Annotated in this window: 26 protein-coding genes; 7 read left to right on the forward strand and 19 right to left on the reverse strand. The window is 37.9% G+C overall.

Translation table 11 applies throughout. The features are described 5' to 3' along the window. Positions 1-176: 176 nt before the first annotated feature. Genes yajC through nusB form a run of 3 tightly spaced genes read right to left on the reverse strand, consistent with a single transcriptional unit; the run spans position 177 to position 1,919 of the window. On the reverse strand, positions 177-497 hold the full coding sequence (gene yajC / locus BN8061_RS02125; protein WP_068596062.1) for a preprotein translocase subunit YajC: 321 nt from the start codon (positions 495-497) through the stop codon (positions 177-179). Positions 498-516: 19 nt separating this feature from the next. Then, positions 517-966, reverse strand: a complete 450-nt coding sequence (locus BN8061_RS02130; protein WP_068597862.1) for a DUF1573 domain-containing protein — start codon at positions 964-966, stop codon at positions 517-519. 32 nt (positions 967-998) lie between these two features. Beyond that, entirely contained in the window at positions 999-1,919 is a 921-nt protein-coding gene (nusB, locus tag BN8061_RS02135) for a transcription antitermination factor NusB (RefSeq protein ID WP_094745890.1), read from the reverse strand. Positions 1,920-2,012: 93 nt separating this feature from the next. On the opposite strand from nusB, the gene BN8061_RS02140 reads away from it, so the two are divergent. From BN8061_RS02140 to BN8061_RS02150, 3 genes are all read left to right on the forward strand, one after another. Beyond that, the gene (locus BN8061_RS02140) at positions 2,013-3,773 is read left to right on the forward strand and encodes an ABC transporter ATP-binding protein (protein ID WP_068596068.1); all 1,761 of its coding nucleotides are present in this window, start codon (positions 2,013-2,015) and stop codon (positions 3,771-3,773) included. Positions 3,774-3,851: 78 nt separating this feature from the next. After that, positions 3,852-4,223 carry a PUR family DNA/RNA-binding protein gene (locus tag BN8061_RS02145; protein WP_068596070.1) on the forward strand — a complete coding sequence of 124 codons (372 nt, stop codon included), beginning with the start codon at positions 3,852-3,854 and terminating at the stop codon, positions 4,221-4,223. A gap of 336 nt (positions 4,224-4,559) precedes the next feature. Further along, positions 4,560-5,072: a transposase gene (locus BN8061_RS02150; RefSeq protein ID WP_456293448.1), complete on the forward strand. Its 513-nt coding sequence runs from the start codon at positions 4,560-4,562 to the stop codon at positions 5,070-5,072. Here BN8061_RS02150 and BN8061_RS11725 read toward each other — a convergent pair. Then, on the reverse strand, positions 4,987-5,268 hold the full coding sequence (locus tag BN8061_RS11725; protein WP_235802665.1) for a GlsB/YeaQ/YmgE family stress response membrane protein: 282 nt from the start codon (positions 5,266-5,268) through the stop codon (positions 4,987-4,989). The two genes, BN8061_RS02150 and BN8061_RS11725, sit on opposite strands and share 86 nt — an antisense overlap. Positions 5,269-5,424: 156 nt before the next feature. Here BN8061_RS11725 and glmM point away from each other — a divergent pair, with 156 nt between their 5' ends. From glmM to BN8061_RS02170, 4 genes are read left to right on the forward strand one after another with little or no spacing between them, the layout of a single operon-like run. Then, on the forward strand, positions 5,425-6,813 hold the full coding sequence (glmM, locus tag BN8061_RS02155) for a phosphoglucosamine mutase (protein ID WP_068596072.1): 1,389 nt from the start codon (positions 5,425-5,427) through the stop codon (positions 6,811-6,813). A 57-nt stretch (positions 6,814-6,870) separates the two neighbouring features. Continuing rightward, positions 6,871-8,247, forward strand: a complete 1,377-nt coding sequence (locus tag BN8061_RS02160) for a tetratricopeptide repeat protein (RefSeq protein WP_068596074.1) — start codon at positions 6,871-6,873, stop codon at positions 8,245-8,247. A 47-nt stretch (positions 8,248-8,294) separates the two neighbouring features. After that, a complete protein-coding gene (locus tag BN8061_RS02165) occupies positions 8,295-8,876 on the forward strand; it encodes an acyl carrier protein phosphodiesterase (RefSeq protein ID WP_068596075.1) in 582 nt (193 codons plus the stop codon). 43 nt (positions 8,877-8,919) lie between these two features. Further along, positions 8,920-10,548: an acyl-CoA carboxylase subunit beta gene (locus BN8061_RS02170; RefSeq protein ID WP_068596077.1), complete on the forward strand. Its 1,629-nt coding sequence runs from the start codon at positions 8,920-8,922 to the stop codon at positions 10,546-10,548. A gap of 4 nt (positions 10,549-10,552) precedes the next feature. Here the strand turns inward: BN8061_RS02170 and BN8061_RS12010 are convergent, their stop codons facing one another. Genes BN8061_RS12010 through BN8061_RS02245 form a run of 15 tightly spaced genes read right to left on the reverse strand, consistent with a single transcriptional unit; the run spans position 10,553 to position 26,181 of the window. Continuing rightward, the gene (locus BN8061_RS12010) at positions 10,553-11,101 is read right to left on the reverse strand and encodes a sugar transferase (protein ID WP_068596078.1); all 549 of its coding nucleotides are present in this window, start codon (positions 11,099-11,101) and stop codon (positions 10,553-10,555) included. Further along, positions 11,102-13,609, reverse strand: a complete 2,508-nt coding sequence (locus BN8061_RS02180; protein WP_068597864.1) for an exopolysaccharide transport family protein — start codon at positions 13,607-13,609, stop codon at positions 11,102-11,104. It abuts the gene before it with no gap. Positions 13,610-13,614: 5 nt separating this feature from the next. Further along, a complete protein-coding gene (locus BN8061_RS02185; protein ID WP_068596080.1) occupies positions 13,615-14,433 on the reverse strand; it encodes a polysaccharide biosynthesis/export family protein in 819 nt (272 codons plus the stop codon). Beyond that, complete coding sequence (locus BN8061_RS02190; RefSeq protein ID WP_068596083.1) at positions 14,423-15,532, reverse strand: glycosyltransferase family 4 protein; 1,110 nt, start codon at positions 15,530-15,532, stop codon at positions 14,423-14,425. The genes BN8061_RS02185 and BN8061_RS02190 overlap by 11 nt, the downstream gene beginning before the upstream one ends. Beyond that, on the reverse strand, positions 15,519-16,265 hold the full coding sequence (locus tag BN8061_RS02195) for a glycosyltransferase family 2 protein (RefSeq protein WP_068596085.1): 747 nt from the start codon (positions 16,263-16,265) through the stop codon (positions 15,519-15,521). Before BN8061_RS02195 ends, BN8061_RS02190 begins: the two co-directional genes overlap by 14 nt. After that, positions 16,256-17,368 (reverse strand): EpsG family protein, encoded by a 1,113-nt coding sequence (locus tag BN8061_RS02200; RefSeq protein WP_068596091.1) that lies wholly within the window; start codon positions 17,366-17,368, stop codon positions 16,256-16,258. The genes BN8061_RS02195 and BN8061_RS02200 overlap by 10 nt, the downstream gene beginning before the upstream one ends. After that, positions 17,369-18,358, reverse strand: a complete 990-nt coding sequence (locus tag BN8061_RS02205) for a glycosyltransferase family 2 protein (protein ID WP_068596093.1) — start codon at positions 18,356-18,358, stop codon at positions 17,369-17,371. After that, positions 18,359-19,423, reverse strand: a complete 1,065-nt coding sequence (locus tag BN8061_RS02210; protein ID WP_068596095.1) for a glycosyltransferase — start codon at positions 19,421-19,423, stop codon at positions 18,359-18,361. Between the two features lie 3 nt (positions 19,424-19,426). Beyond that, the gene (locus tag BN8061_RS02215; protein ID WP_068596096.1) at positions 19,427-19,975 is read right to left on the reverse strand and encodes a serine O-acetyltransferase; all 549 of its coding nucleotides are present in this window, start codon (positions 19,973-19,975) and stop codon (positions 19,427-19,429) included. A 1-nt stretch (position 19,976) separates the two neighbouring features. Continuing rightward, positions 19,977-21,122 (reverse strand): glycosyltransferase, encoded by a 1,146-nt coding sequence (locus tag BN8061_RS02220; protein WP_068596097.1) that lies wholly within the window; start codon positions 21,120-21,122, stop codon positions 19,977-19,979. After that, entirely contained in the window at positions 21,122-22,630 is a 1,509-nt protein-coding gene (locus tag BN8061_RS02225) for a hypothetical protein (protein ID WP_068596098.1), read from the reverse strand. The genes BN8061_RS02220 and BN8061_RS02225 overlap by 1 nt, the downstream gene beginning before the upstream one ends. A 28-nt stretch (positions 22,631-22,658) precedes the next feature. Then, positions 22,659-23,252 (reverse strand): HAD-IB family hydrolase, encoded by a 594-nt coding sequence (locus tag BN8061_RS02230; RefSeq protein WP_068596099.1) that lies wholly within the window; start codon positions 23,250-23,252, stop codon positions 22,659-22,661. Positions 23,253-23,254: 2 nt separating this feature from the next. Further along, positions 23,255-23,980 (reverse strand): SDR family NAD(P)-dependent oxidoreductase, encoded by a 726-nt coding sequence (locus tag BN8061_RS02235; RefSeq protein WP_068596104.1) that lies wholly within the window; start codon positions 23,978-23,980, stop codon positions 23,255-23,257. Continuing rightward, a complete protein-coding gene (locus BN8061_RS02240; protein ID WP_068596113.1) occupies positions 23,977-25,308 on the reverse strand; it encodes an FAD-binding oxidoreductase in 1,332 nt (443 codons plus the stop codon). Before BN8061_RS02240 ends, BN8061_RS02235 begins: the two co-directional genes overlap by 4 nt. A gap of 6 nt (positions 25,309-25,314) precedes the next feature. Continuing rightward, complete coding sequence (locus BN8061_RS02245) at positions 25,315-26,181, reverse strand: decaprenyl-phosphate phosphoribosyltransferase (RefSeq protein ID WP_068596115.1); 867 nt, start codon at positions 26,179-26,181, stop codon at positions 25,315-25,317. Positions 26,182-26,241 lie beyond the last annotated feature (60 nt).

The following is a 26,241-nucleotide window of genomic DNA, read 5'->3' on the forward strand; positions in this document are numbered from 1 at the left end:
AGCCTTATCCTGTTTGCGATGAGGCTTTTTTGTTGTAAAAATTATTCGAAAAAGTTTTGAAAAACTCCTATGAAAAAAAAATTTCTTCCTCTAATAACGCATTAAACCCCAATCTTTAAAACACAAAAAAACCTCCAAACGGAGGTTTCTTTTATCTCGATAAATGTTTAGACTTATTATTTTTCCGAAGCAGTTTTGTAGCGTGCAACGGTAAGTTCTTTAGAAATGGCTGAGCGTTCCATTTTTATTTTTCCGGCTCCAGTTTCCAAAATAATATGATCGTCATACAGCTCTCCTACTCGCCCATGAATACCCGAAGTCGTGACCACATTATCACCTTTTTTTATTTCTTGTTGAAATAGTTTTTCTTTCTTTTGACGTTGCATGGTTGGGCGAATCATGAAAAAATACATGATGAGAAACATACCACCAAAGAGAATAAGCGTCGACCATCCCGAGCCTTCTGTTGCCGTTTGCAAAAATATAGTTTGTAGCATTATTGAATCGATTTAGTGATTATTCTACCACGTTTGCAGAAATTGTAAAGGTTTCTTGCCCCGTTGCTGTATTGGTGTTCATCGTTACGGTTTTTTGCGTTTTACCAGCAACAGAACCAGCTGTAAATTCAACTTTGATAGAGTCTTGCCCACCAACTGGAATTGGTTTGCTTGGAATTTCTGGAACGGTACAACCACAAGTAGCCGATGCGTCTTTGATGATCAAAGGACTTTTACCATCGTTAGAGATCACGAAATAGTGTTCCTTTTTCTCGTTCATTTTCACATCTCCGAAATCAAAATTACTTTCTTTCAAGGTCAAGATCGGAGCGTTTGCAGGATCAACCACAGCCTCGGCAATTGCCGCTTGTTCTTCTTCTGTATATAAATCTGTCGCACTTTCTTTTTTACATGCTGTAAAACCTAAAGTTACGCCTAAGATTCCTACTAAAATTACGTTGTGTTTCATTTCTCTGAAATATTTATTTTGTTCAAATATAATCAATTCTCGATAAGCCCTCTACCAAATTTGTTAATTTGATTTTCATTTTTCAATTTCTTTAGAGACTTATCCAGTATTCCATTGACAAAGATTCTACTTTTTTCGGTCGAATAATTTTTTGCCAATTCGATGTATTCATTTATCGATACTTTGGTTGGGATGCTCGGAAAGTATTTGAATTCGGTAATGGCCATTTCTAAAATGATCAGATCGATGGCTGCAATACGATCGAGTTCCCAATTTTCGGCCAATTCGCCAATGATTTTTTTCGTTTCGGACTGATGTTGTAAAACGCGCCGAAACAAATCGCTCACAAACTGCTCATCATCATCGTCTTTATAAACCTTGAACAAGCGCAGGTTTTCGTGGCTCTTTGCCGTAAACGATTGTATCGTATTGTATACCATAGTGTTGGCTATATGCAAATCATCTGCCCAATAAATTTGGATGCCTTCGAACCAGTCGCTCAAACTATCATTATCGGCTATGAAATCGATAAAAAATTTGGTAATAAACTCTTTATCTTCGGTTAACGATGAATTGGGATTTGCCATATAGTCTTTGTACAAATCACTTTCTACCAAACTCTTGAAAATGTTGTTTGGATAGGTATCGTAGATATCCCAAGTCAACTGGCTGTTGTTGGCATTGTAGGTTTGCAACTCGTTGTTGATTGACAAAAAATGTAGAATACGATTGTTTACAAATTTCAAGTTAGGATTCAAATCCTCTTGCGTTGGAAGGTTTTTAGTTTTGGCGATCTCAATTTTATTTTGAGCGATGTCTTTTTGGATTAGCAAGGTGTTCAATAGGTAAATATACAGGTCGTAAATTTGATCGATGCCCTGCAACATATTCTTTTCAACTATTCGCTGATTAGCATCTAATCCTTGGCAATTGAATGCATAAATATTTTGCATTACCTTTTCTCGAAGTTGTCTCCTTCCCAACATAATTTCAATGATATAACGTCTAAATTTTGGCAAAGGTACGTAAAATTGTAATTTTGCCTAGTGAAAGCTTTAAAGAAATTAAACAAATTTTTGTGGAATTACAAATGGAAAATCATTTTTGGTTTTCTATTGGTGCTGGCTTCCAACTTCGTAAACGTCTATTCGGTAAACTTCATCGGGAAAGCCTTGGATTCTGTGCAAGAGTTGTTGACCAATTTTAGCGAGTCGGGCGCTTTGGACATCGAACAGTTGAAACACGGTTTGTTGATGACCGTGCTGATGTTTGTTGGACTTAAAATACTTGCGGGCGCCATCACGATTGGCACCAGACAAATGATTATTGTGACTTCTCGCCTCATCGAATATGACCTGAAGAATGTAATCTATGATCATTACCAAAAACTTTCGCTTATCTTCTACAAAAAGAATAAAACAGGCGATTTGATGAACCGTATCACCGAAGACGTGGCATTGGTGCGCCAATATCTCGGCCCTGGAATCATGTATCCGATGGATTTGATTACGCGAACCTTGATTTTATTCTCTTTCATGGTGCAAATCGATAAACAATTGACGCTATACACATTAGCACCACTACCACTATTATCGTTCATCATCTACAGGGTCGCGATAAAAATCAACGAAAAAAGTAAAACATTACAAAAACAACAATCGGTGATTTCTTCTTCGGTACAAGACACCTTTGCTGGTATTCGGGTAATTAAATCCTTCAATACCGAAAACTTCATCATGAACAAGTACGAAGAAAATGCAGATGATTATCAAACCAAAGCGCTATCGCTATCGCAAACGCAAGCAGCTTTTGGTCCTATCATGGTAATTGTGGTAGGATTGAGTAATTTGGTCATTCTCTACATTGGCGGACAAAAATACATGCAAGGCGAGCTCACCATCGGCGTGATCGGTCAGTTTTTCATGTACCTCAATATGCTCATTTGGCCTTTCACTTCACTGGGTTGGATTACCATGATTGTGCAGCGCGCAGAAGCTTCGATGGCTCGAATAAACGAATTCCTCGATCAAGATTCAGAAATCAAAAATCGTACAGAAAATCCTACCCCAATAAAAGGCGAAATTGAATTCAGAAATGTAAGCTATACATACGAAAACACCGGCATAAAAGCCTTGGATAAAGTTTCGTTTAAAATCAACAAAGGCGAAACATTGGCGGTCATTGGTAAAACAGGTAGCGGCAAATCGACCATTGCCTTGCTCGTTGCCCGCATGATACAACCCGATAGCGGCGAAATCTTACTCGATGGCACCCCCATCGAAAGCCTGAATTTGCATTCTCTACGAGAAGCCATTGGTTATGTACCTCAAGAATCATTTTTGTTTTCAGACACCATCAAAAACAACATCTTGTTTGGAACAGACTCAGAAGACGAGGCGAAAGCCGTCTATTATGCCAAGCAAGCTATGGTGCACGACAACATCATCAATTTCGAAAATGGATACGACACCATTGTAGGGGAAAGAGGCGTAACGCTTTCAGGTGGACAGAAACAACGCATTTCGATTGCGAGAGCCTTGGTAAAAGAGCCTAATATTTTGATTTTTGATGATTCGTTATCAGCAGTTGACACCGACACCGAAGAATTGATTCTGCATAATCTAGCATCTGAAATTGAATCGAAAACCTGCATCATCATCACGCATCGCATCTCATCGGCAAAAAATGCTGACAAAATTTTGATATTGAATGATGGAAAAGTAGAAGCATTTGCGAGCCCCAAAACCTTGATGGAATACGATAATTACTACGCTACCTTGTACCACGATCAATTAAAAGAAGTTTAAATTTTCATAATTTTTCTTGTTTTATGTTAAAATTTTTATAGATTTGTTAAAATAGATACAACAAATACCACTATAAACATGAGCGAATTTGATAAAAATGAGAGTGTAGATACAGACGGTATCTATTCGAAGGTTTTAAGAGCTGGGCGCAGAACTTATTTTTTTGATGTAAGAGAAACAAAAGCCGGTGATTATTATCTTACCATTACCGAAAGCAAGAAAAACACAACCGAAGACGGTAAATTTCAGTACAAAAAACACAAAATTTACCTTTACAAAGAAGATTTTTTGAACTTCAAAGAAATGTTAGACGATACGACTTCTTACGTGTTTCAAGAAAAAGGTGAAGTGGTGATATCAGAAAAACATCAACACGATTACAACCCGAGAGCTGAGGCAAACGCTAGCGTTACCGAAGATTTTACGAATATAGATTTCGACGATATTTAAAATCGAGAAAATGGATACAAATGAAGCCGTCTCACAACTGAGGCGGTTTTTTTATATAAATAATGGATTGATTATTAGGTGATTAATATAGAATTCACTATATTTAACTACTTAATTTTCAGCGAAATGAACTATAGAATTAAAGAATATAACCAATCCCAAAACTGGTTATTTCCACCTTCGATAGAAGAATTAATTCCGACTAATCATCCAGTAAGAATCGTAAACAACGTAGTTGAGAAGATAGACTTAAAACCTCTTTTAGAAACTTACAGTCGGGAAGGTCATCCTAGTTATCATCCTAAAATGATGCTCAAAGTGATGGTTTACGCTTATATGGACAATATTTATTCCAGTAGAAAGATCGAAAAAGCCCTCAATGAGAACATAAACTTTATGTGGCTTTCTGGTAGAGAAAGCATCGACCATAATACGATAGCCCGATTTCGAAGCAATAAGTTAAAAGCCGTATTCAAAGACATCTTCAAACAAGTGGTATTGCTTTTGGCAGAAGAAAAATTAGTGAGTCTCAAACGAGTTTATACAGACGGCACCAAAATAGAATCGGTAGCTGGAAGATACACCTTTGTCTGGGGAAATTCCATCAAGACCAATCGGGAGAAAATGATCAAACAATTAGAGGATATGTGGCAATACGCGCAGTGCGTTGCTGATGAAGAAGACCAAGATCCCGAGCCACCGGAGTTCAAAAAACTTGATCCTGAAAAAGTCCANATTTATTTTAGCATAATCATTTGCCCAATTAGCGTGCGAGTTTCTTGTAGACAAAAAGCAACAACAAAGCACCTACAACCGCTACAAAAAATCCTCCCAAAGACCATTTATTAGGGTCGTAATCGAATATCAAAGTACTCAACCAACCACCTACAATAGCTCCAAGAACACCGATTACAATCGTCACAATAACCCCACCTGGCTCTGGACCAGGCGAAATCATTTTTGCAATTATCCCTGCGATAAGTCCGAAAACTGCCCAAGAAATCAAGTTCATGATTAAACCAAAAATTAAAGCTGAAATTAACATATTTATAGTATTTTAGTGTTATAATTAGTTATATATCAAAAAACATTCCTAAAGTTTTAAAATTTTATTTTATTTTATAATTTTCTATAAACCATTATGTTATAATTAGAAATCCCTTAACTTTGAAACTCAAATCAAGACCAAAAAGTATATAAAATGACTTTAATAAAATCCATTTCTGGAATTCGTGGTACAATTGGCGGACGAACTGGCGACAACTTAACCCCAATAGACGCTGTAAAATTTGCAGCTGCTTACGGCGCTTGGCAAAAAGCTAAACAACCCAACAAACAATTGAAAATTGTAATTGGCAGAGACGCTCGAATCTCGGGCGAAATGATCAGTCAGTTGGTTGCCCAAACCCTAATCGGACTCGGGATAGATGTGGTAAATCTAGGATTATCGACCACGCCAACTGTAGAAGTAATGGTTCCAAAACTGCAGGCAGACGGAGGGATAATTCTCACAGCTTCGCACAATCCAAAACAATGGAATGCACTGAAACTGCTCAACGAAAAAGGAGAATTCATCTCTGGAGAAGACGGCAAACACATTTTGGAAATCGCCGAGAAAGAAGACTTCAGTTTTGCAGAGGTAGATGACCTAGGTACACTCGAATATTATGAAACCGCAATTGATGAACATGTCGAAATGATTTTGAATTTACCCCTAGTCGACCGAGAAAAGATAGCGTCAAAGAAATTCAAGGTGGTCATCGATGCTGTAAACTCTACAGGCGGAATTGCAATTCCTAAACTTCTAGACAAACTTGGAGTAGAATACGTGAAACTTTATTGCGAACCTACGGGGCATTTCCCACACAACCCAGAACCGTTGAAAGAACACCTGACCGATATTTCGGCTAAAGTAGTAGAAGAAAAGGCAGATTTCGGAATTGTTGTGGATCCCGATGTAGATCGCTTGGCCATCATCAACGAAGACGGCTCGATGTTTGGCGAAGAATATACCTTGGTAGCTATTGCCGATTATGTGTTGAGCAAAACCCCTTCTGCGACCGTGTCGAACCTTTCGTCTTCACGAGCTTTGCGCGACGTTACCCAACAACACGGGCAAGCCTATCAACCTTCGGCAGTTGGCGAGGTAAATGTAGTAGAAAAGATGAAAGAACTCGGAGCAAAAATCGGGGGCGAAGGAAACGGAGGTATCATTTATCCAGAGTTGCATTATGGTCGCGATTCTTTGGTAGGCATCGCTTTGTTTCTCACTCATCTTGCCGAGCAAGAAAAGTCTGTAAAAGCTTTGCGCGACAGCTATCCTGCTTATTTCATGGCGAAAGAAAAAATCGAACTCACACCAGATATCGACGTGGATGATTTATTAGAAAAAATTCAGCTTGTCTATCAAAACGAGGAAATCAACACGGTAGATGGCGTAAAAATCGATTTCCCAAACGAATGGGTACATTTACGAAAATCTAATACAGAGCCTATCATCCGTATTTATACCGAAAGTACGTCAGAAGAAAACGCGCAAGCACTTGCTCAGAAAATGATTTCTTCGATCAGAAACATTATTGATAAGTAGTTGATAAATCTATTTTCGGTATTGTTTTTTAATGCAATAAAGCTATACCTTTAGCGTATGGATGAAGAACAATTCAATAATGATCTCATCGAGCAATTCGAAAGCATGATCGAGAACAACGAACAACATTATTTCGATACCGAACAGCTTTGTGAGATCATTGGCTTTTATTTGGAAGTAGGCGATAACGATTATCTGCTGAAGGCGATACAATATGCCTATACTTTGTATCCAGAAAATATCGATATCCAGATAAAAGAACTCGAATTTTTTGTGCAGACCAATCAGTTGCACCGCGCCTCTGAACGCATACAAGAACTACAAGAAATCGTCAACAGCGATGTAGACTATTTGCTGGCAGTAGCAAAATTTTGGAGTCTGAATGGTGAAGCACGAAAGGCAATTTCTTTCTTCGAAAAAGCACTCGAATCTGAAGAAGATTTGGATTATATCTACAATTGTATCGGAAACGAATATTTGAATTTGGATGAAGCCAGCTTAGCATTATTCTATTTCAAAAAAGCGCTAAAAGTAAATATCCATAATGATTATGCTTTTTATTCGGCCATGCAATGTTTCGAAGAGTTGCACCTGATCAACGAATCGATCGAATTCTTATTGCAAATCATCGACGAAGATCCCTATTACGAAGCAGCTTGGATGCAACTCGGAATTCAACATCTCGCTCAAAAGAATTTTGAAGAAGCCTACAAAGCATTTGATTATGTGACGGTTATAGATCCGCACAGCATCTCGGGTTATACCCAAAAAGCCTATTCGCTAGAGCAATTAGAAGACTACGAATCGGCCATCAAAGAATACGAAGAAACCTTGGCTTTGGATGACACGGCAGCTTTCACCTATTTGCGTATCGGCGAATGCTATCGAAAACTCAACAAACCTTACAAAGCCCTGAAATCTTTTCATCAAGCCATACAAGACGATCCGCAATTAGACAAAGCTTGGATTGCCACATCGGATTTGTACGAGTCGCTTGGCAACTTTCAAGACGCTTTGTATTATTTAGACCGAGCAATAGACCTCGACAGCGCAGTGCCAGAGTACTGGAAAAGACATGCTTATCTCAATATACAACTCGGTAAATATGAAGAAGCCGCGAACGATTATTACAAAATGGTAGACCTAGAACCGCTTAATTTTTATAATTGGATCGGATTGGTCGAAACGCTCATTGTAATAGGCGACTTCAAACGAGGAATACAGGCGGCAAAAAAAGGCTTGCAAAACTTTCAACGGGCCGAATTGTATTATCAATTGAGCAATTGTTACTATCTCGATCAACAAGAAGAAAAAGGCTTAGAAGCTTTTCAGAAAGCCATGGAACTAGACGAATCTTTGCGATTGGAGATGTACAAAAAATATCCTTACCTGAAAAGAAAAACATCGAACCAACAAGATAATCTGAATTCTTAACATTAGCACAACCCGATTTTACTTAACTTGAGGACAAATTCTACGAAATGAATTATGTGGCTCATCAAGTTTTATCGTTTTCTCGACCAGCAATACAATTGGGAAATTTGTTGGGTGAAGTCGTGAAAGGTAGAAAATATGAGCATTACCCTTCCGAGGTTCAGCAAGGTATTCTGTTGCATCGGTTTATCGACACTTTTACCGATTCGCATCCGCTTGTGCATCAATCGACCAAATTGCTACATCATCAGCAAGGCAAATATGCCCCAATTGTGGTAGATGTGCTATTCGATTATTTTCTGATTAAACACTGGGATAAATTTGTGAATGAAGAATTTAGCCTATTCAAAAACAATTGTTATACACTTTTCCAAGCCAATACAGTCCTCTATCCCACCCGATTGAATGAAATTCTGCATTATATGTTGAAGTATGATTGGTTTCTGACCTATTCGACCTTAGAAGGCGTGAGCAAAACACTGAAAAACATTAGCAAACGCACCCGTTTCGAAAATCAACTGAGCCACACCGAAGAGATTATCCAACAAAATTTAGAGAACATAGAAGAAAACTTTTTGCTATTTTATCCCGAATTGGAGAAGAATTGCCATGAATTTCTTTTTGGATAAGGTCAAATTTTCTTAGCTTTAGCCGAACAAACAAAATTGAGAAATGGACCTTACATTCAACAAAAGAGAAGATTACAACAAGCTTGAATTGGGTAAACTTAAACGTAAACTTGCAGAAGTCTATCTGGGTGGAGGACAAAAGAAAATAGATTCACACAAATCAAAAGGAAAACTTACCGCCCGTGAACGAATCAATTATTTATTAGACCCCAAAAAACCAAGTATAGAAATTGGCGCTTTGGTAGGCGATGAAATGTACGAAGAACATGGCGGTTGCCCATCTGGAGGTGTAGTGGTAAAAATAGGCTACATAGCTGGTAAACAATGTATTGTAGTTGCAAATGATGCAACTGTAAAGGCAGGTGCATGGTTTCCGATTACGGGAAAAAAGAACCTAAGAGCACAAGAAATTGCGATAGAAAACCGATTGCCTATCATCTATTTGGTAGACAGCGCAGGTGTGTATTTGCCTATGCAAGATGAAATTTTCCCAGACAAAGAACATTTTGGTCGAATCTTTCGTAACAACGCCATCATGTCTTCTATGGGAATTACACAAATCGCTGCTGTAATGGGAAGTTGCGTGGCCGGAGGAGCCTATTTACCAATCATGAGCGACGAAGCCATGATTGTAGATAAAACAGGCTCTATATTTTTGGCAGGAAGCTATTTGGTAAAAGCTGCTATTGGAGAAGATATTGATAACGAAACACTTGGAGGCGCAACCACCCACTGCGAAATCTCTGGTGTTACCGATTACAAAGCGAAAGACGACAAAGATGCTTTGGATCGAATAAAATCCATCGTAGGTAAAATTGGTGATTACGAAAAAGCAGGTTTCAACCGAATAGAATCGGCAAAACCAGCACTCGATGAAAACGAAATTTACGGAATTTTACCCATCTCTCGTGCCGAGCAATACGACATGTATGAAATCATCAAACGATTGGTAGATAATTCTGAAATTGATGAATACAAAGCAGACTATGGTAAAACCATCATTTGTGCCTATGCTCGCATCGATGGTTGGGCTGTAGGTATTGTTGCCAACCAACGCAACATCGTGAAATCTAAGAAAGACGGAATGCAGTTTGGTGGCGTAATCTACTCAGACTCTGCAGACAAGGCAACACGTTTCATTGCAAATTGTAATCAAAAGAAAATTCCGTTGATATTCTTACAAGACGTTACCGGTTTTATGGTAGGATCAAAATCTGAACATGGCGGGATAATAAAAGATGGTGCAAAAATGGTAAATGCCGTATCGAATTCTGTAGTTCCGAAATTCACAATTGTGGTAGGAAACTCTTACGGAGCAGGCAATTATGCCATGTGCGGAAAAGCCTACGATCCACGCCTGATTGCCGCTTGGCCTTCTGCACAACTGGCTGTAATGGGTGGTGAACAAGCTGCAAAAGTATTGTTGCAAATACAAGAAGCAACCTTAAAAGGAAAAGGTATTGAATTGGATGAAGTTAAAAAAGAAGAACTATTGGCGGAAATTACCAATCGATATACCAAACAGACAAGTCCGTACTATGCTGCTGCTAGACTGTGGACAGACGCTATTATCGATCCTCTGGATACTCGAACCTGGATATCGATGGGTATCGAAGCTGCGAATCACGCTCCAATTGAAAAACCATTCAATTTAGGAGTTATCCAAACCTAATTGACTAAAAAATTGTTTTGATCATATAGCCTATGTCGGACCAAAAACTCTGGTTTTGCACATAGGCTTTGTTGATTTTTACCTTATCGGGCCAAATCACTTCATCGTTGTATTTCTGCGGGTTTTCTTGCTCGGCAAGCAATTGTTCTTCGTTTCGGTATTTGAGTTGCACCGGCCCTGTTAGCCCTGGTTTTACAGTCAGTATTATTCGATCATCCCCCTGCAATTTGTCGGCATAGCCCGCTATATCTGGGCGAGGCCCTACAAAGCTCATATCGCCTATGAGCACATTATAAAGCTGTGGCAACTCATCCAACTTGAACTTGCGGATAAACTTCCCGAATTTTGACATATGGTGTTGATGATTTGCTGTACGCAGGCTTCGTATTTTGTAAATGGTAAAAAGTTTTGCCTGATAGCCTACCCGTTTTTGAAAAAAAACACCAAACTGTCTTGTATCAATCGTTGCTAGAATAATCAATAAAACAATTAATCCCGCTAATAAAATTAACAGGATTAATGCAAGCGTTTTATCGAATATGATTTTCAACATCTATCGTTTAGATTTTTTACTGAATTGCGAAAAGAATCGTTTGATTATCCCAACCCAATTGTTTTCATAATATTCATCTTCTTCGAAATAGCCGTAGCCATAACCATAACCATAGTTTACACCATAACCATACTCTGAGCCATAGCCATATCCATAGCCCATTTTCACTTGGTAATCGTTGAGCACAATCCCAATATTGGTCAGTTCTCCATCTTTATACCTAGAGTCGATCACTTTCAGGAAGTTGCGTTCCGAATAATTATGGCGGCTGATGTATAAAGTTGCATCGGCAAATTTCATCAAATCATACGAGTCAGAAACCAAGCCAATTGGCGGCGAATCGATGATGATATAATCGTAAATGTCTTTTAACTGATGAATCATTTGCTCCATCTTGCTACTCAGAATCAATTCTGAAGGGTTGGGCGGAATTGGTCCAGCTGTGATAACGTCAAGATTTGGTAATTCTGTTCGCTGGATCACCTCTTGGATGTCGATATCTTCAACCAGATAATTGGTTACCCCAACGTAATTGTTGATTTTGAAATCATCGAAAATTTTCGGCTTACGCAAATCCAAACCAATCAACAATGTTCTTTTATCACCCGCTCCAAATACCGAAGCGATATTCATCGAAACAAAGGTTTTCCCCTCACCACTGATAAATGAGGTAACCAAGATTGTTTTATTGGTAGGGTGAAGATTAGGTTTTTTGTATAAAAACTTAATATTCGATCGCACAGCACGAAAACTTTCCGAAATTCCAGATTTTGGACGATTGATAACAACCAGAGGGCTAAAGTTTCCTAAATTCCCGATCATACCTAATAGTGGAATATCGGTGCGTGTTGTGATATCTTTTATCACTTTTACCTTCGTATCGAACAACTCTCGCAACACTACATAAACAAAAGGTAGTAAAAATCCGATCAACAATGCTTTCAAATAATTGCCTTTGTGATCTGGGTAAATAGGTCTCTGACCTAAATTTTTAGCCTCATCCACTATTAAGATATCAGAAACATTTGAGGCGATTTGCAATTCGGCATTATTCAATTGGGTCATTAAATTATTGTATACCTCGTCATTAATTGCAAAACCTCTGTTTGCTTCTAAGAAGTTAAATTCTTGTTGAGGTAAAAATTGTGCTTGGTATTCGTATTCACTTAATTTGCTTTCAATATCGCGCAATTCGGTGTTCAATTTTTGTCTATGCGCCCTCACCACATTGTCGATCGAGTTTCTAGCCTCTCGAATCTTTTCATCAATCAATCTTATCTCCTCTGCTTGAGGCTGGTAAATCATCAACATCTCTTTCTTTTGATTTTCCAAGCTTTCGATCTCATTCACATAAGACATATAATACGCAACGTCTAAGCCTGCAATATTCAGCGCAATCATGTTGTTGACGCTATTGTTTGCTTTTGGAATGAGAGAGTTCAAAGAATTGATCTTGTCGATCATCATCACCCGTTGGCGATCCAACTCGGTGATGCCCGAAATGATCTCCGATTTCTTACCAGGGAAATCGTAAATACCTTCAGCTTGTTGCAAGGCAGTGAGATTGTTCGAAGCACTATCGAGCTTATTTTTCACACGACTCAATTGATCTTTGATGTAATTTTTTGTCTTATTTGCCGCAAGATTTTTCTCAGCTAATTCATTACGCATCAATACTTTTAAGGAATTATTGATGACATCAGTGGCTTCATTTAAGTTTGTTGCCGTTTTCTTTACCGATACTATATTCGAACCATTTTGAATAGGTGCAATGGTAATATTCTGAGCCGCACGACTTATTGCCTCATTCAACGTAACCAGCTTGTATGAATATTTATAGTCTGGTAGATAAGCTATATGATTTTTCTTGACCTTGAACCGATAGTTAGTCCCTTCTATCCATTGATTGTATTTTGCCACCATTGGAGTTTTTAGATATCCTTTTCGATTGATAATCGAATCGTGCTGATAGTTATAAACTCGTCCTGTTCCAGTCGCTCTCGAAATCTTAAACGTCGTCTCATTGACGGGCTCAATATAGATTTCTTGATTGATGATTTGATTATGGGTAGTATCAATTTCGATGTTATAGGGCGCATCTAATTTATAGGAGTCCGATTTTTTTAATCTTCCTTCTTCATAGTAAAACACATATCCTTGCGTTTCTTTTACCACAAAGTTATTATGTGTTCTAGAAGACATGACGTAGGACAATGTTTGGACTCTATTATTTGAACCTCCCCAAATGAAATTAATCGAATTAGAAGCGCTGGCAGCCGAATTACTGTTGATTCCACTACCTACACGAAATGTTGCAGACGACTGATAAACATTACTGAAATGCCAATTGTTGAGGTAATAGGCTATCCCTAACGCCAAAAGAATGGAAGCAACAAATAATGGCCAATGATTGATAAGTCGAGGAATCAACCGCTCAAAATCTAACGGTAATGCTTGCGTTTTTTGACTGTTTTTAATAACCGTATTTGTTTTATTCGTTTCCTGCATGTTCATTATAATTTATCAAAAAACAAATACACTCCTAAAACTGTTGCCAATACACCCATAACTGTAGTCACGACAGACAGTGGATTCAATCCTACGCCCCAAACTTTTTCTTTGCGTGGGTTGATTACGATGATATCGTTGTTCTGAACCCAATAGTACTCAGAATTCATTATCGACTCCTTGGTCATGTCAATAAATACCTGTTGAGTACCTTGAGGAGTTGTTCTTATCACGCGAATATTCTTCAGATCTTGGTAGATATTTCCATTTCCGCCGCCTGATCTACTCAAAGCTTCTAACATAGAAAGTGTTCTACGGTTAGTAGAGTAAGTCCCGTTTGCACCTTCACCGACTATAGTATATTCAATACCAGCCAACTCTACATCTATAAAAGTTCCTTCTGGTGTATAAATTTTATAAAACTCTGTTTTGATCTTCTCTCGAGCTTGTTCGATAGTAAGCCCTTCTAAATGAATTTTACCAATCCTAGGCAACTCTATCGTTCCATCTTCTCGCACGTATACCCCTCTATTTGTATTTGTATTTGTATTTGTATTTGTATTTGCTCCTCCAGAAGTAGAATTATTTACGATAAAATCACTTAAAATCCCCATTGAGCTTGGCTCTCTCGAAGAGACTTTAATCAGAATATTATCGTATTTCTGAATGTGATATGTTGGTCTATTAAAGTCTATCATTCCTTTCTGATCCAATTTCAATCGCTCATCTGGCTGTATCAACTGAATGTCTTTTAGCGATATACAGGATTGAATTGACAGTAAGAACAGAAATAAAAAAATCGGATTAAATAATTTATTTTTCATTAAGGCTTAGTTTTAACTTTTTCTTTTTCACTAGGTAATGTATAATGGCTACAAAACTAAAAGATAATATCAAAGATAACAAGAAAAAAAGATTGGGCTCCATTCTCCGTAAAAGAAAGCCTAATACAATGAACACCACATTCACTACACCAATGAGCAGACTGGTTTGTTTATGATTCAACCCTAAAAAAATCAGTTGATGATGGATATGATTCTTATCTGGACGGAGAGGGTGTTTCTTGTTGAGTAAACGAATGGTAATGACCGAAACTGTATCAATAATCGGGATCGCAAAAATATACAATCCAATAACGGGTGCAGTCGTAAGATGAAAATTTGGCTGTGAACTGATGTAAAGGAATCTAATCAACAAGAACGTTAGTATAAACCCTATTACCATCGATCCCGTATCACCCATAAAAATTTTATACTTTTCTGATAAATTGAATCGTAAAAATCCCAACAAAGCAGCAAGTACTGCTACTGCTAATGCACCTGCTGAATAATCGTACAAACGATAAAAAATAATAATAAAAGTAGCGCAAATAATAATACCAACTGTACCTGCAAGCCCATCAATCCCATCGATAAGATTATAAGCATTATTGAGGATAATAAATACAAAAACAGTGAACAATACACTGATCAGATAGGGCAGTTCGTAAACACCAAATAAACCGCCAAATGTTGAAATTTGAATTCCAGATCCAAAAATGATCAACAACGAACTGATGATTTGGGCATATAATTTTTTATCAGGAGCCACGACTAATAAATCATCCATCAACCCTACAAAAAACAAAATGGTAATGGACGACAAAAAGAACGAATAATTGTAATTAATTTCTGATGAAAAGATAGAATAAGCGATTACCAATGCAAAATAAATAGCAACGCCACCTAAAGTAGGAATTTTCTGGAAATGAGAGCTTCGATGCCCAGGAACATCCATCAATTGTTTTCTGTGACTCACCCTGATAATTTTTGGTATCGAAATCATTGTAATCATCAAAGAAACAAGGAATGCTCCAACCACATTGATATAGATAGGCGAGATATTCAACGAGTAGAGGTAATCTAGTATTTTAAAGCTTTCCATATTTCTTTAGACCGTTAAATGCCCAACAAATTGTATAAAACACCGAACTGAAAACATTCAAATTCAAGTATCGGTAATATACATCAAATTGTTTGAACGCAATTTTAATTTTGTTACGCGAGACTGAATTGTCACGTATTCTATATATGCCAAGCGCTTCATTCAAAGCCCTCGCATGAGGGATTCTTCGCATTATATCCAACCACATCGCATGATCTTCTCGCAAAGGTACATCGGGAATTTTTACTAAACCAACTTTTTCTTTATCATAAAGTGCAGTTAACATAGGAATAGGACAATTGTACAGCAAACGCTTGAAATCTACATAATCAACAGCTTCGAAATCTGGCAGTATTTTCACCAATTCATCATTTACCCGCTCGTAATTACTGTACACCAAAGCTTCGTTGTGTTGCTGCAAATAATTGATACTTTTTTCTAAAAAATCTTCTTTCCAAAGATCATCACTGTCAATAAAAGTGATGTAACGACCTTCTACTTGCTTCAGCCCCTGGTTTCTAGCCTCCGAGGCTCCAGAATTATGATTTAAAACGATCAATTTTATTCTATCGTCGGCTATTGATTTTATGATTTTTACCGAATCGTCGGTCGAACAATCGTCCACAACCAACCATTCCCAATCGGTAACCGTCTGTGCACTTATCGATTCATAGGTCTGCTTGATGAACGCTGCAGAATTGTATACTGGTGTAATGATTGATACTAACGCCATAGACCGTAAACCGCTGTTGGATGAAAAAACGTTCGATAATTTCCAAAATTTGACTTATGCCCTTGTTTTATTTGCAACCAGAAAAACAATACAATGGTATAGGTGAAAAAAGAATAAAATACAAAATTCCGTGTTACTGAAATATTCTTCAAATTCACCAATACTCGACAAACAACCAAACCTAAAAATACGGTATAATAACCTGGCAGTCGAATACCAAAAATACCTTTCCCTAAGAAGAAGTATAAAACAACGCCCATTAGAAATAAATTACGAAAGGCAATATAAAGTTCGTCATCCTCTGTATTTTTATTGTAGAGCATGATTGCCCCTACCGTCATCAATTTTACAATATCCCCTACTGCAAACTCGCCCGTTTGCATCAAATCGCTTTCGTAGGATTCGTACTTATCCTGACCTACTGGCATGAACTGCATAATGGTATCAATTATACTCGTAAGCCCGGTAAAATTTGCTATAATCGCGACGATTACTGCTACTCCAATTACTGGAGTCGACACTCTAATTTTCACTATCCAATAGGCTAAAACAAAAACAATTATGGACTCGTGAAATTGATAGCCGATCGTGATACACAAGAGAAAATGCCAAATTTTCCTATCGATTACATAACGTACACTATACATGGCGATAGCGTTTGCCAATCCTTGTCTGATGTGCACATGCTCTTCGAAAAAATAGTTGGGTATCGAATACATCAACAATGCTAACATTGGATAACCTGCATAACGATAAAATGTCGAGGATTTGAGCATCAACGAAACCGTCACAACAACCAAAGTCAACGCACCAAAATCAAACCCCATCGAATACAAAAAGTAATTCAGATAAAGATACCCCGATTCCATCCCTACCAATTCGCCAAAGCGTGCAATATCTGAAATGGCAGTCTCACCAATCATCTTAAAGGTTTCAAAATATGCAACCCAATCCGGACTAAGGGCATACCCCATTCCGGCCGTGAGAATCATAATCAGTACAATAAGCCGATAATACAACTTATCGATAATCATATCTTTAGACACTTCTTGTATAGCGCCAATGGACAAAATCAATACAATGAAATTGTATATAAAACTCATTTAGATTTTTTTTAATAGGTCTAAATTGATAAAAGATAAATAATAATAAATTCTTTTATTTAATGGCAAACTTACTATATATTTCGAATCAAAGCGTTGTAAATTTTTGATTTTCTGTACCGATAATCCATTCGACTTCAAAAAAACTTTCAACCGATCGATCATTTCCGACCTCAATTTTCGGTCTTTTACATAGGCAACATAGCCCAAATATGAATAATATCCTTGCAGAATCTGAAAGCGTTCCAAATCTTTTCTGAAATGCTGATAGGAACTCTGCTCGAAATAATTGGTTACATTTTCGATAGCCAAAAACATATCCAGACCTTTTTGGGTATGGGTTTTCGTAATAGAATTTTGGCGTTCGAAATATTTATAATAAGGCTGATTGATTTTCGAGATAATCATAGAATCTAAAACCAATTTCGGAATCAATTCGATGTCTTCGAAATGAATTCCTTTTCGGAAACGATGCTTTTCGAACAAAGAACGCTTAAACAATTTGTTGCACGCAAAACAGCTCATCTCACCAAAAATCGTCAGATCTTCTTGCAAGACAATTTTCTCGGGAAGTTGCGGCGATTGCGGTAAATCTCGAAATTCTTTTCCGTCTTCATCAACCTTTACCAAATTACAAAAAACAATATCGGACCGATGCTTTTCTGCCAAACCAAGCATCGATGCTAACATCTGCAAATCGATATAATCATCCGAATCAACAAACGCAATATAATCGCCTTTTGCAGCATCCAATCCAAAATTTCTCGCATCGCTCAACCCTCCATTTTCTTTGTTGATGACAAGCACGCGCTCATCTTTTTGGGCATATTCTTCTAAGATTCGGTGCGAATCGTCTTGCGATCCATCGTTTACAACCAACAGTTCAAAATCAGAAAAAGTCTGATTCAGAATAGAATCGAGACATTTCGGCAAATACGCTGCGGTATTGTAAACCGGCACAATGACAGATATTTTGGGCGATGAGTTCATTTATAATTTTTCAAAAATGGTTTCGTATTGTTGAATAATGATCTGCTTACTAAAACGCGAATAAATGCTCTGCTTGATTTCTTCTGCCGAATGTTTTTGGGCTAAAACGGAAATGATTTTCTTGGCAAAGCCTTTTGTATCTGCAATCGAGTGGATTTCACCATTGACTTTGTTTTGAATAATCTCGGAGATTCCGCCAAGACAATTGTTCGCCAAGCTGTAGGTGCCACACGCGCCAGCCTCTAACAACACATTTGGGAATCCTTCGTATCGCGAAGAAAGCACAAACAAATCGGCTGCTTGCAAGTAAAGAAACGGATTCGCAACATTGCCAATAAAACTCACTTTATCGAGTTTCAAGTCTGCTTTTTGTTGCAACAAAGTTGCTTTATAGGCGCCGTCACCCAAAATCGTCAGCCAGATTTTCTCTTCCTTCAATTCGTTCATCACGCGCAACAGCAAATCGAAGCCTTTACGTGGCGAAAGATTTCCGATTGCCACAATATTTTTAAAATTCGTGTCGAATCCTACCGCCGTATTTTCTCTTCTCATTCGATCAATCAAATCGAAATCAACCGGATTATTGATTTTCACAATCCGATTTTCTGCGATTCCGAAATTTTTTATCAAATCGGCTTTCATATCATCGCTTTGCGCAATGATTTGATGAAAGTTGTTGTAAAATCGGTAAAAAAACAAAATTTCTTTTCGGGTCACATGTTGCGAAACAACGTTGGTCTCTCGTGTGATGAATTTGGTTTTCTTGAAAAACGGAATCAGCGGCGATAGAAATGCCGAAATCTCGCCCCAACCTGTGAAAACAATAGCAGGCTGGAGTTTTTTTATCAAAGGAACAATTTTAAAAATCGAATAACGAATTCGCGAAACCTTCAATTCGATAATTTCGACATCCTCTTTCAGATGATTCAGGTAATGCCCTTCTTTTTTGAACAACACCAGTTTCGGGCAAAACTTTGTGCGATCCACCTCGTTACAAAGCGTTGTAATCACTCGCTCTGCGCCACCCTGATTGAGGTCTGGCAATATGAATAGTATTGTTTTCAAAGCCTAATCGATTCTGTTGTTGATGTATCCTTCGGTTGCTTTTTCATTGAGTATAATGCGCATCGGATTTCCTACCACAATCGAATTGTCGGGCACATCGCGTGTTACATAGCTATTTGGCGCTATCAGAACGTTGTTTCCTATCGTAATTCCTCCAACAATCACCGCATTTGTTCCCACCCAAACATCATCTTTCAGCGTTGGATACCCTTTCGATTCGCCACGATTGGTTTGTCCGATTGTCACACCGTGAGCTAAATTACAATTCTTCCCGATTTTCGCTTTGGGATTCACCACAACATGTCCCCAATGCCCCAAATGCAAACCTGCACCGATTTCGGTTTTGGCCGAAATTTGATAGCCGTATTTTATAGAATATCTCCTCAACAATAATCGATAAAAGAATCCTAACGGATGTTTCATTGGGTATTGTTGGGCTTTTCGCAGAAAATAGATAAAACGAAAACCTGGACTCATAAATCCTTTGAACAAAGGAGCGTTGGTCCAATATCCGAAATTTCTATAAAAATCTTTCTGAATAATTGTTTTCATCTTAAAGGTTTAAATATTGTTCGATCGAGTTCACGGCATTCTTCAGTTCAAAAGGTAAGGCTTTTGCCTGAATTTTTTGTTGATATTTTTCAGCCTCTTCGGGATGTTGGATAAAAAATTTCATTCCGTTATAGATTGCCTCTTCTGAATTGTCGACGATATAACCCAATTCGCCGTCTTGCAGCATTTCGCTCACGCCCGAAACATCGGTGGCTATAATTGGTTTTGCCAATGTCATCGCCTCGAACAACACCGTTGGATAACCTTCGTAGCGCGACGACAAAATATAATAATCTGCTTGGGTGAAATAAGGGTATGGATTTTCTTTGAAGCCGATCAAATGAGCTGTTTTATTCACTTGTAGTTCATCTACCAATTTTTTGATATTCGGAAAATCGTAGCCATCGCCAACAATCCAAATCTGATGTTGGAATCCCTCATCCAACAAACGGCGATGCGCTCGCAACAATCGATCGAAACCTTTTTGCGGAAAGACTGTTCCGATCGAAAGAAACGTTGGTTCGCTTTGTCTTTTCTGTATGTCGCAAGTCGCTGTTGACAAACGCTTGATTTCTTCCACGTCAATCGGATTGTAAATGCGAACAACTTTGCTTTTTTCTTGTTCGGACGATGCCAAATCTAAAAACAATTGTTTGATTTTCTCTGAAATCACCAAAATGCGATCAAATTTGAAAAATGTTTTCAATCGATCTTCGGTGTATTCTGGAATGTTGGAGAGATCGTTATGAATCCAAACGATTTTCTTTGACGAACGAATGGGCGAATTTAGAATTTCATCGGCCATCCCGTGAATTGCTGCAAATTCGATATCGTAGTTTTTCTGGGGTAAAATGAATTTGTACAACAATTTCGGAAATCGCTTCAGCATAGCTTGATAAATAACTCGAAACGCTTTTTGAGGAATATCTTGAAGTCGATTTGTTGTAATCATTTCGCCTTTGTTCAGGTAATAAACCTTGATCCAAGATGGAACATCTTTTAGGTATTTTCCCGAGTAGAGGTTCAACAACAGGTCGATTTCGTATTGGTCTGGCGAAAGATTTTTCAGAAAAGTGACCAATACTTTTTCGGCACCCCCATGACGAAGCGAGCCAATACGTATTAATATTTTCTTTTTATCTCCCATTATTTTGCAGTTGATTTTCGCTTATAAAGATAAAAATCCCGCCCGGAAGGTTTGAATTTATAGATTTTATCCAAAATCGGGTTATCGGACTTGGCGACATCGGCAATCTTAAATTCTTTGATCAATTCGTAATCATCATAGATGGATATATCTGCCAATTCTCCTTTGAACATTGGCTTGAAATCTTCTAAAATATAATCTGGTTTTGCCTTGTTAATCAAATTAGAGAACCCTACTGCTTTTCCATTTTTCACGATATTTTCATCGGTCAGTCGTTTATCTACCAAACCTACATAGTCTATTACCTTTAATTTTGAAAAATAAGGAATATACCCTGCTGGTTCTAAAAAAATATACTTATTCTTATTTGGTTCTATCGAGTCCAGATATAATCCTATTTTACGTGCATGATTCCACTCACCGTGACCAGTCGCAATAGAGTGTACCGCCTGATAAGCTGTAAAAGGAATAAATACGAGTAAAAAGTAGGCAACAGCAAATGTTTTGTATCTGTCCGAATCTAAAACTAGTGCGATAATTGGTAAAAACAAACAGATTTGTGGAATCCAGTAATACCAATCGAACCAAGAATTTGCCATTCCGAATATGAGCGTTTTAATGATTCCGAACACAAATAAAAATCCGATAACTTTTTTGCGTTGCGTGTCCCATTTCTCTGCCAAAACATAGAGGCATGCAGAAGAAATGATGAACAATAAAATCGTAGAAAAATTATAAATCGAAGTTGGAAACTTAATCATTCCAAAAAAATTTGGCCCAAAAAATTTGAAAGCTGCCCAACGCTGTGATATGGAAGGCATTTCATAATTGTTTTTTTTGGAAGTGATGGTATTGTTTACAATTTCGCCAAAATAAAACCAATTGAAAGCAAGCGTTGTAAGTATAGCTAAAATTCCACCCAGCATCAATGCTGTATTCCATTTGCGTTGTTGAATGCAGTCAAAAACAAACAGAACCCCAAGAAATATACACGTGTCTATCCTTGTCCACAAGATAAAAACCGGGAGCAGGATGAACGCCCAATTTTTTCTTTCTACCAATCCAAATTTTATCAATGCCATGTAGAGAAAGAAAAGTAAGCCGAATTCCATCCCTAAAATAGAAATTTTTATAGCCGGAGGTAAAAAACTAACAAAGAGGATAAACAATATCACTTGATTGGTAGATGAAAACAACAATTTCCCCAACCAATAAATTCCGATAGTCAATAGAATAGTGTTGAAAATCAATAATGGATACACGAAATTTTCCTGGCCAAAAATTGATTGAAATATAACGCCAATAAACACATATAAATGAGTCGTTGAAGCCGAAATTTTTTCTGCTCCATTGTAGCCATACACGCCATACTCCATAATATTACGGGCTACACGCCAAGAAATCAGTGCGTCTTCCTGTATGTGTTTAGTAAGAAAAAATAAGGTTTTCAACAATATGATGATGACAGAAGAAATTAGAATTTTTTTCTTGTTTAAAATTTCATTCATTGTTTAGTTTTTTTAAGACAAATATACATTATTCATTGAACGACTTAAAATATTGCTTTTGAGCCAATTCGAACATCGCTTTATCGCCAGAGGTGTCACCGTAAGCCAATATTTCGTCGTACATTTTTAGGTCGATTTCGTTCTGGATACGGCGTGCTTTTTCTTCGTAATTGCAATTAGGCGTTGCAAAACTCCCCGTAAATATTCCGTTGTCATTAAATGCAGCTTGCGTACAAATGAGTCCGCAACCAAAATATTCTGCGAAAGGCTCTAACCACAAATCTGTGGAGGCAGAAACGATGTATTTATCGTGATAATTGTTGATAGCCTGTAGAAAGTCTACTGCTTTTGGTCTTAGGATTTTATCTTTATTTTCTTGAAAATAGCGTTTTGCCAACAGCGAAATCTCTGCTTTGGAATAACCTTTCAGAAAACGAGCAATAAAAGCTTCTTTTACTTTCGAAGAATCTTTCAACTTCAGTTTTGCCAGCACAAATTGTGGCACAAAACACAGATAAACAGCACGATAGCTATCAGGGAAGCTAAAATGTAAAAAATCGAACAGAGTGTCTACTTTGGTCAAAGTTCCATCAAAATCGAATAGGTGTAATTGTCGTTGCATGCTCACATTTTCAGTTTCTTGAAAATCACCTCTGGAATGTTGCGAATAATGATCATAATTACCCACCAAATAGGCGTTACATAGACAAGGTTGCGTTTCTTTTTGTATGCTTTATAGATGAGGTTGGCCGCCTGCGTTGGACTGGCGGTCAAAGGTTTTGGCGTTTCGATATCGACCGTCATTTTGGTATCCATAAATCCAGGTATTACCGAGAGAACATGCACGTTTTTATGGTACAAATAGTTGCGCAAACCTGCCAGATAAGTCGTAAAACCTGCCTTGGCACTCCCATAAACAAAGTTGCTTTGACGACCACGTTCACCGGCAACCGAAGACAATCCAATAATCGTTCCTTTGGATTTCAATTCCATTTTCTGGGCAAAATGATTGATCAAAACCATTAATTTCGCATAGTTGATGTTCACAATTCTGGTCGTATTATCATCGTTATACAAACCGTTCTCGCTATCCAAACCTAAGTATCCGGCAGCACAAAAAAGCAAATCAGATTCGATCGAAGCAATTTTGTCTAAGGGTTCGTCTTTCATCAAATCATAAGCAACAACTTCGCATGGTTGCTGGTATTTCACCCAATAATGCTGAGCCAATTTTTGCCCTGCCAAAGGATTGGAACTGAATAGATAAACCATTGGAAAACGTTCGCCTTCGGTGAGAATTTTCTCGACGAATGCTTTGGAAATATCAGAATTAGAACCGATAACTATCATAGCTTATTTTTAGAATTTGTTGCAATGCGCTGATTTTGCAATGAATCGAATTTGTTACTATCTACATTTTGAAGATAATCGGTGAGCGAAGACCTCGACATGGCATCTTTGGTACGGTAAATACGCCCGCCATATTGCTCGACCAAATCGTCTAAGCGACGAACAAGATTGGGCAATTCTTTATTGATTTTGAAGTCTAATGCTAAGGTATAACCTGCAAACGGGAACGAATTGTAAGCGTTTGGGTTGTTTGCACCAAATAGCTTCAACACCACCAGAAACGAACCATTTCCGCTGCGGGCGATGGTTTCCAAAATTTTACGCATCCCTTCTTTAGCGTTTTCTTTCGGAATCACAAATTGGTATTGAATAAAGCCATTTTTACCATAAATACGGTTCCAGTGATGCACCGCATCTAAAGGGTAAAAAAAGCTTTCGTAATCGATAATTTCTTTCCGATGTTTTTTGAATTGTTTGTTGAAATACAACCAGTTGAATATTTTGATACTGAAAGGATTCAGTACAAAATTCGGGAAATTAAAAGGAATATTGAGCGTATGTTTCTTTTTGATTTTGAAAGGATTAGCTTTCAGCTTTACAGGCAGTTCTTCGAGCTTGGCATGTTCGCCACGCAGCATAATCGATTTGCCCAATCCTTTTCCTTTTTGGAGGCAGTCGATCCAGGCAACGGTATAGGTCCACGATTCCGATTCGTCCATTAATCGATAGATTTCATCCAAGTTTTTCGCCTGTATCGCTTCGTGTTTGATGTAAGCCGTCTCTACTTTTTTCAACCTAAATCGAGCCGATAAAATAATGCCGGTCAATCCCATACCGCCAATCGTTGCCCAATACAACTCTGAGTTTTCTGATGCCGAGCAACGCTTTATTTCGCCATTATCGATCATCAGATCAAAATGAATCAAATGTTCTGAAAAACAGCCGTCGATGTGATGATTTTTACCATGAACATCGGAAGCAATCGCGCCACCAAGCGTAATGAATTTTGTGCCCGGGGTAACGGCAATGAAAAAACCTTCTGGCAAAACGACTTCTATAATCTCTGACAGCAACACACCGGCTTCGCATTCTATAATACCATTTATCCGATCGAAATCGATAAAATGATTCCAGTTTTTGGTAGAAATGATATGATCCTGAAGTGAAGCATCGCCATAGCAGCGTCCTTTACCTCTGGCAATGATATTTTCTGCCGACGCCAACGATTGTCTGAATTCTTCTATTGAACTTGGGCTGGATACCTGAGCGACAATTTCTGGATAATTGCCCCAGTTGCTTACGCGTTGTTTGCGACTTTTGTTTGTCATTTGATTTTATTTGAAATAAATAAGTAGGGTAAACGATACGACCCATGCCAAAAATATCATTTGCAAAAACACATCTTTGTAAACCATTTTGGTTGGCGATTCGGTTTTGTTGAATACAATTGTTTGCTGTAAATACCGAAGGATTGCCAAAACAACGAAGACAAAGGTATAAAATACATAGTGGTGAAATCGCTCTTGCACCTCATCTGCCAAAACAAACATCACATAAAACACAATGGTTATACTACAAGTAACCGCCAAAGCCGTATTGAGATAACTTTTGTTGTAACCTTCTAATGATTTTCTGGTGTTGCCTTTGATTTCTTCATTGAGTACCTCACCTCGGCGTTTGCCCAATGCCAGAATGAGCGCTAATGAATAAGTGAGAACAACGGTCCAATCGGATATGGGAAGACCAGTAATGTATCCGCCCAAAAACACGCGCAAAAGAAAACCAAAAGCAATGATATTGACATCGATTACGGGGATGTGTTTCCAACCGAAAGAATAGCCGATATTGAGTCCGAAATAGACCAAAACGATGACCAAAACTTTCCACGTGGCGAAGTACCAACACAGACCAATAGCCACCGTAAAGAGAAGAGCCATAACAATCAGGGCATTTTTTGGCGCAATTGCTCCACTTGCCAAAGGTCTATTTTTCTTTTCTGGGTGTAGCCTGTCGGCTTCGACATCTCTATAATCGTTGAGGATATAGACACAGCTAGATATGAATGAAAAAATCACAACCCCAAGAATCGCAGGAAAATAATATTCGGACATCAACAGTTTACCAGAAAAGAATACTGGTAAAAAAACGAAGACATTTTTCACCCATTGGTGAACGCGAATGAGGTTTAGAAAATTTTTCAATGCATTTAGGTTTTGGCAAAGTTAAGTATTCTTGTGTTAATAGATGGATAGGACGAAAAA

Origin of the sequence: Vaginella massiliensis, from assembly GCF_900089075.1 — a bacterium.
GTDB lineage: Bacteria > Bacteroidota > Bacteroidia > Flavobacteriales > Weeksellaceae > Weeksella > Weeksella massiliensis_A.

What these genes read in the sequence shown, in the direction of transcription:
- nusB (WP_094745890.1), bottom strand. Translation starts at nt 1,919, where the DNA reads ATGCAAAATATTTATGCATTCAATTGCCAAGGATTAGATGCTAATCAG.
- BN8061_RS02220 (WP_068596097.1), bottom strand. Translation starts at nt 21,122, where the DNA reads ATGGGAGATAAAAAGAAAATATTAATACGTATTGGCTCGCTTCGTCAT.
- BN8061_RS11725 (WP_235802665.1), bottom strand. Translation starts at nt 5,268, where the DNA reads ATGTTAATTTCAGCTTTAATTTTTGGTTTAATCATGAACTTGATTTCT.
- BN8061_RS02160 (WP_068596074.1), top strand. Translation starts at nt 6,871, where the DNA reads ATGGATGAAGAACAATTCAATAATGATCTCATCGAGCAATTCGAAAGC.
- BN8061_RS02190 (WP_068596083.1), bottom strand. Translation starts at nt 15,532, where the DNA reads ATGGAAAGCTTTAAAATACTAGATTACCTCTACTCGTTGAATATCTCG.
- BN8061_RS02235 (WP_068596104.1), bottom strand. Translation starts at nt 23,980, where the DNA reads ATGATAGTTATCGGTTCTAATTCTGATATTTCCAAAGCATTCGTCGAG.
- BN8061_RS02180 (WP_068597864.1), bottom strand. Translation starts at nt 13,609, where the DNA reads ATGCAGGAAACGAATAAAACAAATACGGTTATTAAAAACAGTCAAAAA.
- yajC (WP_068596062.1), bottom strand. Translation starts at nt 497, where the DNA reads ATGCTACAAACTATATTTTTGCAAACGGCAACAGAAGGCTCGGGATGG.
- BN8061_RS02195 (WP_068596085.1), bottom strand. Translation starts at nt 16,265, where the DNA reads ATGGCGTTAGTATCAATCATTACACCAGTATACAATTCTGCAGCGTTC.
- BN8061_RS02165 (WP_068596075.1), top strand. Translation starts at nt 8,295, where the DNA reads ATGAATTATGTGGCTCATCAAGTTTTATCGTTTTCTCGACCAGCAATA.
- BN8061_RS02170 (WP_068596077.1), top strand. Translation starts at nt 8,920, where the DNA reads ATGGACCTTACATTCAACAAAAGAGAAGATTACAACAAGCTTGAATTG.
- BN8061_RS12010 (WP_068596078.1), bottom strand. Translation starts at nt 11,101, where the DNA reads ATGTTGAAAATCATATTCGATAAAACGCTTGCATTAATCCTGTTAATT.
- BN8061_RS02240 (WP_068596113.1), bottom strand. Translation starts at nt 25,308, where the DNA reads ATGACAAACAAAAGTCGCAAACAACGCGTAAGCAACTGGGGCAATTAT.
- glmM (WP_068596072.1), top strand. Translation starts at nt 5,425, where the DNA reads ATGACTTTAATAAAATCCATTTCTGGAATTCGTGGTACAATTGGCGGA.
- BN8061_RS02185 (WP_068596080.1), bottom strand. Translation starts at nt 14,433, where the DNA reads ATGAAAAATAAATTATTTAATCCGATTTTTTTATTTCTGTTCTTACTG.
- BN8061_RS02205 (WP_068596093.1), bottom strand. Translation starts at nt 18,358, where the DNA reads ATGAACTCATCGCCCAAAATATCTGTCATTGTGCCGGTTTACAATACC.
- BN8061_RS02130 (WP_068597862.1), bottom strand. Translation starts at nt 966, where the DNA reads ATGAAACACAACGTAATTTTAGTAGGAATCTTAGGCGTAACTTTAGGT.
- BN8061_RS02145 (WP_068596070.1), top strand. Translation starts at nt 3,852, where the DNA reads ATGAGCGAATTTGATAAAAATGAGAGTGTAGATACAGACGGTATCTAT.
- BN8061_RS02225 (WP_068596098.1), bottom strand. Translation starts at nt 22,630, where the DNA reads ATGAATGAAATTTTAAACAAGAAAAAAATTCTAATTTCTTCTGTCATC.
- BN8061_RS02215 (WP_068596096.1), bottom strand. Translation starts at nt 19,975, where the DNA reads ATGAAAACAATTATTCAGAAAGATTTTTATAGAAATTTCGGATATTGG.
- BN8061_RS02230 (WP_068596099.1), bottom strand. Translation starts at nt 23,252, where the DNA reads ATGCAACGACAATTACACCTATTCGATTTTGATGGAACTTTGACCAAA.
- BN8061_RS02200 (WP_068596091.1), bottom strand. Translation starts at nt 17,368, where the DNA reads ATGAGTTTTATATACAATTTCATTGTATTGATTTTGTCCATTGGCGCT.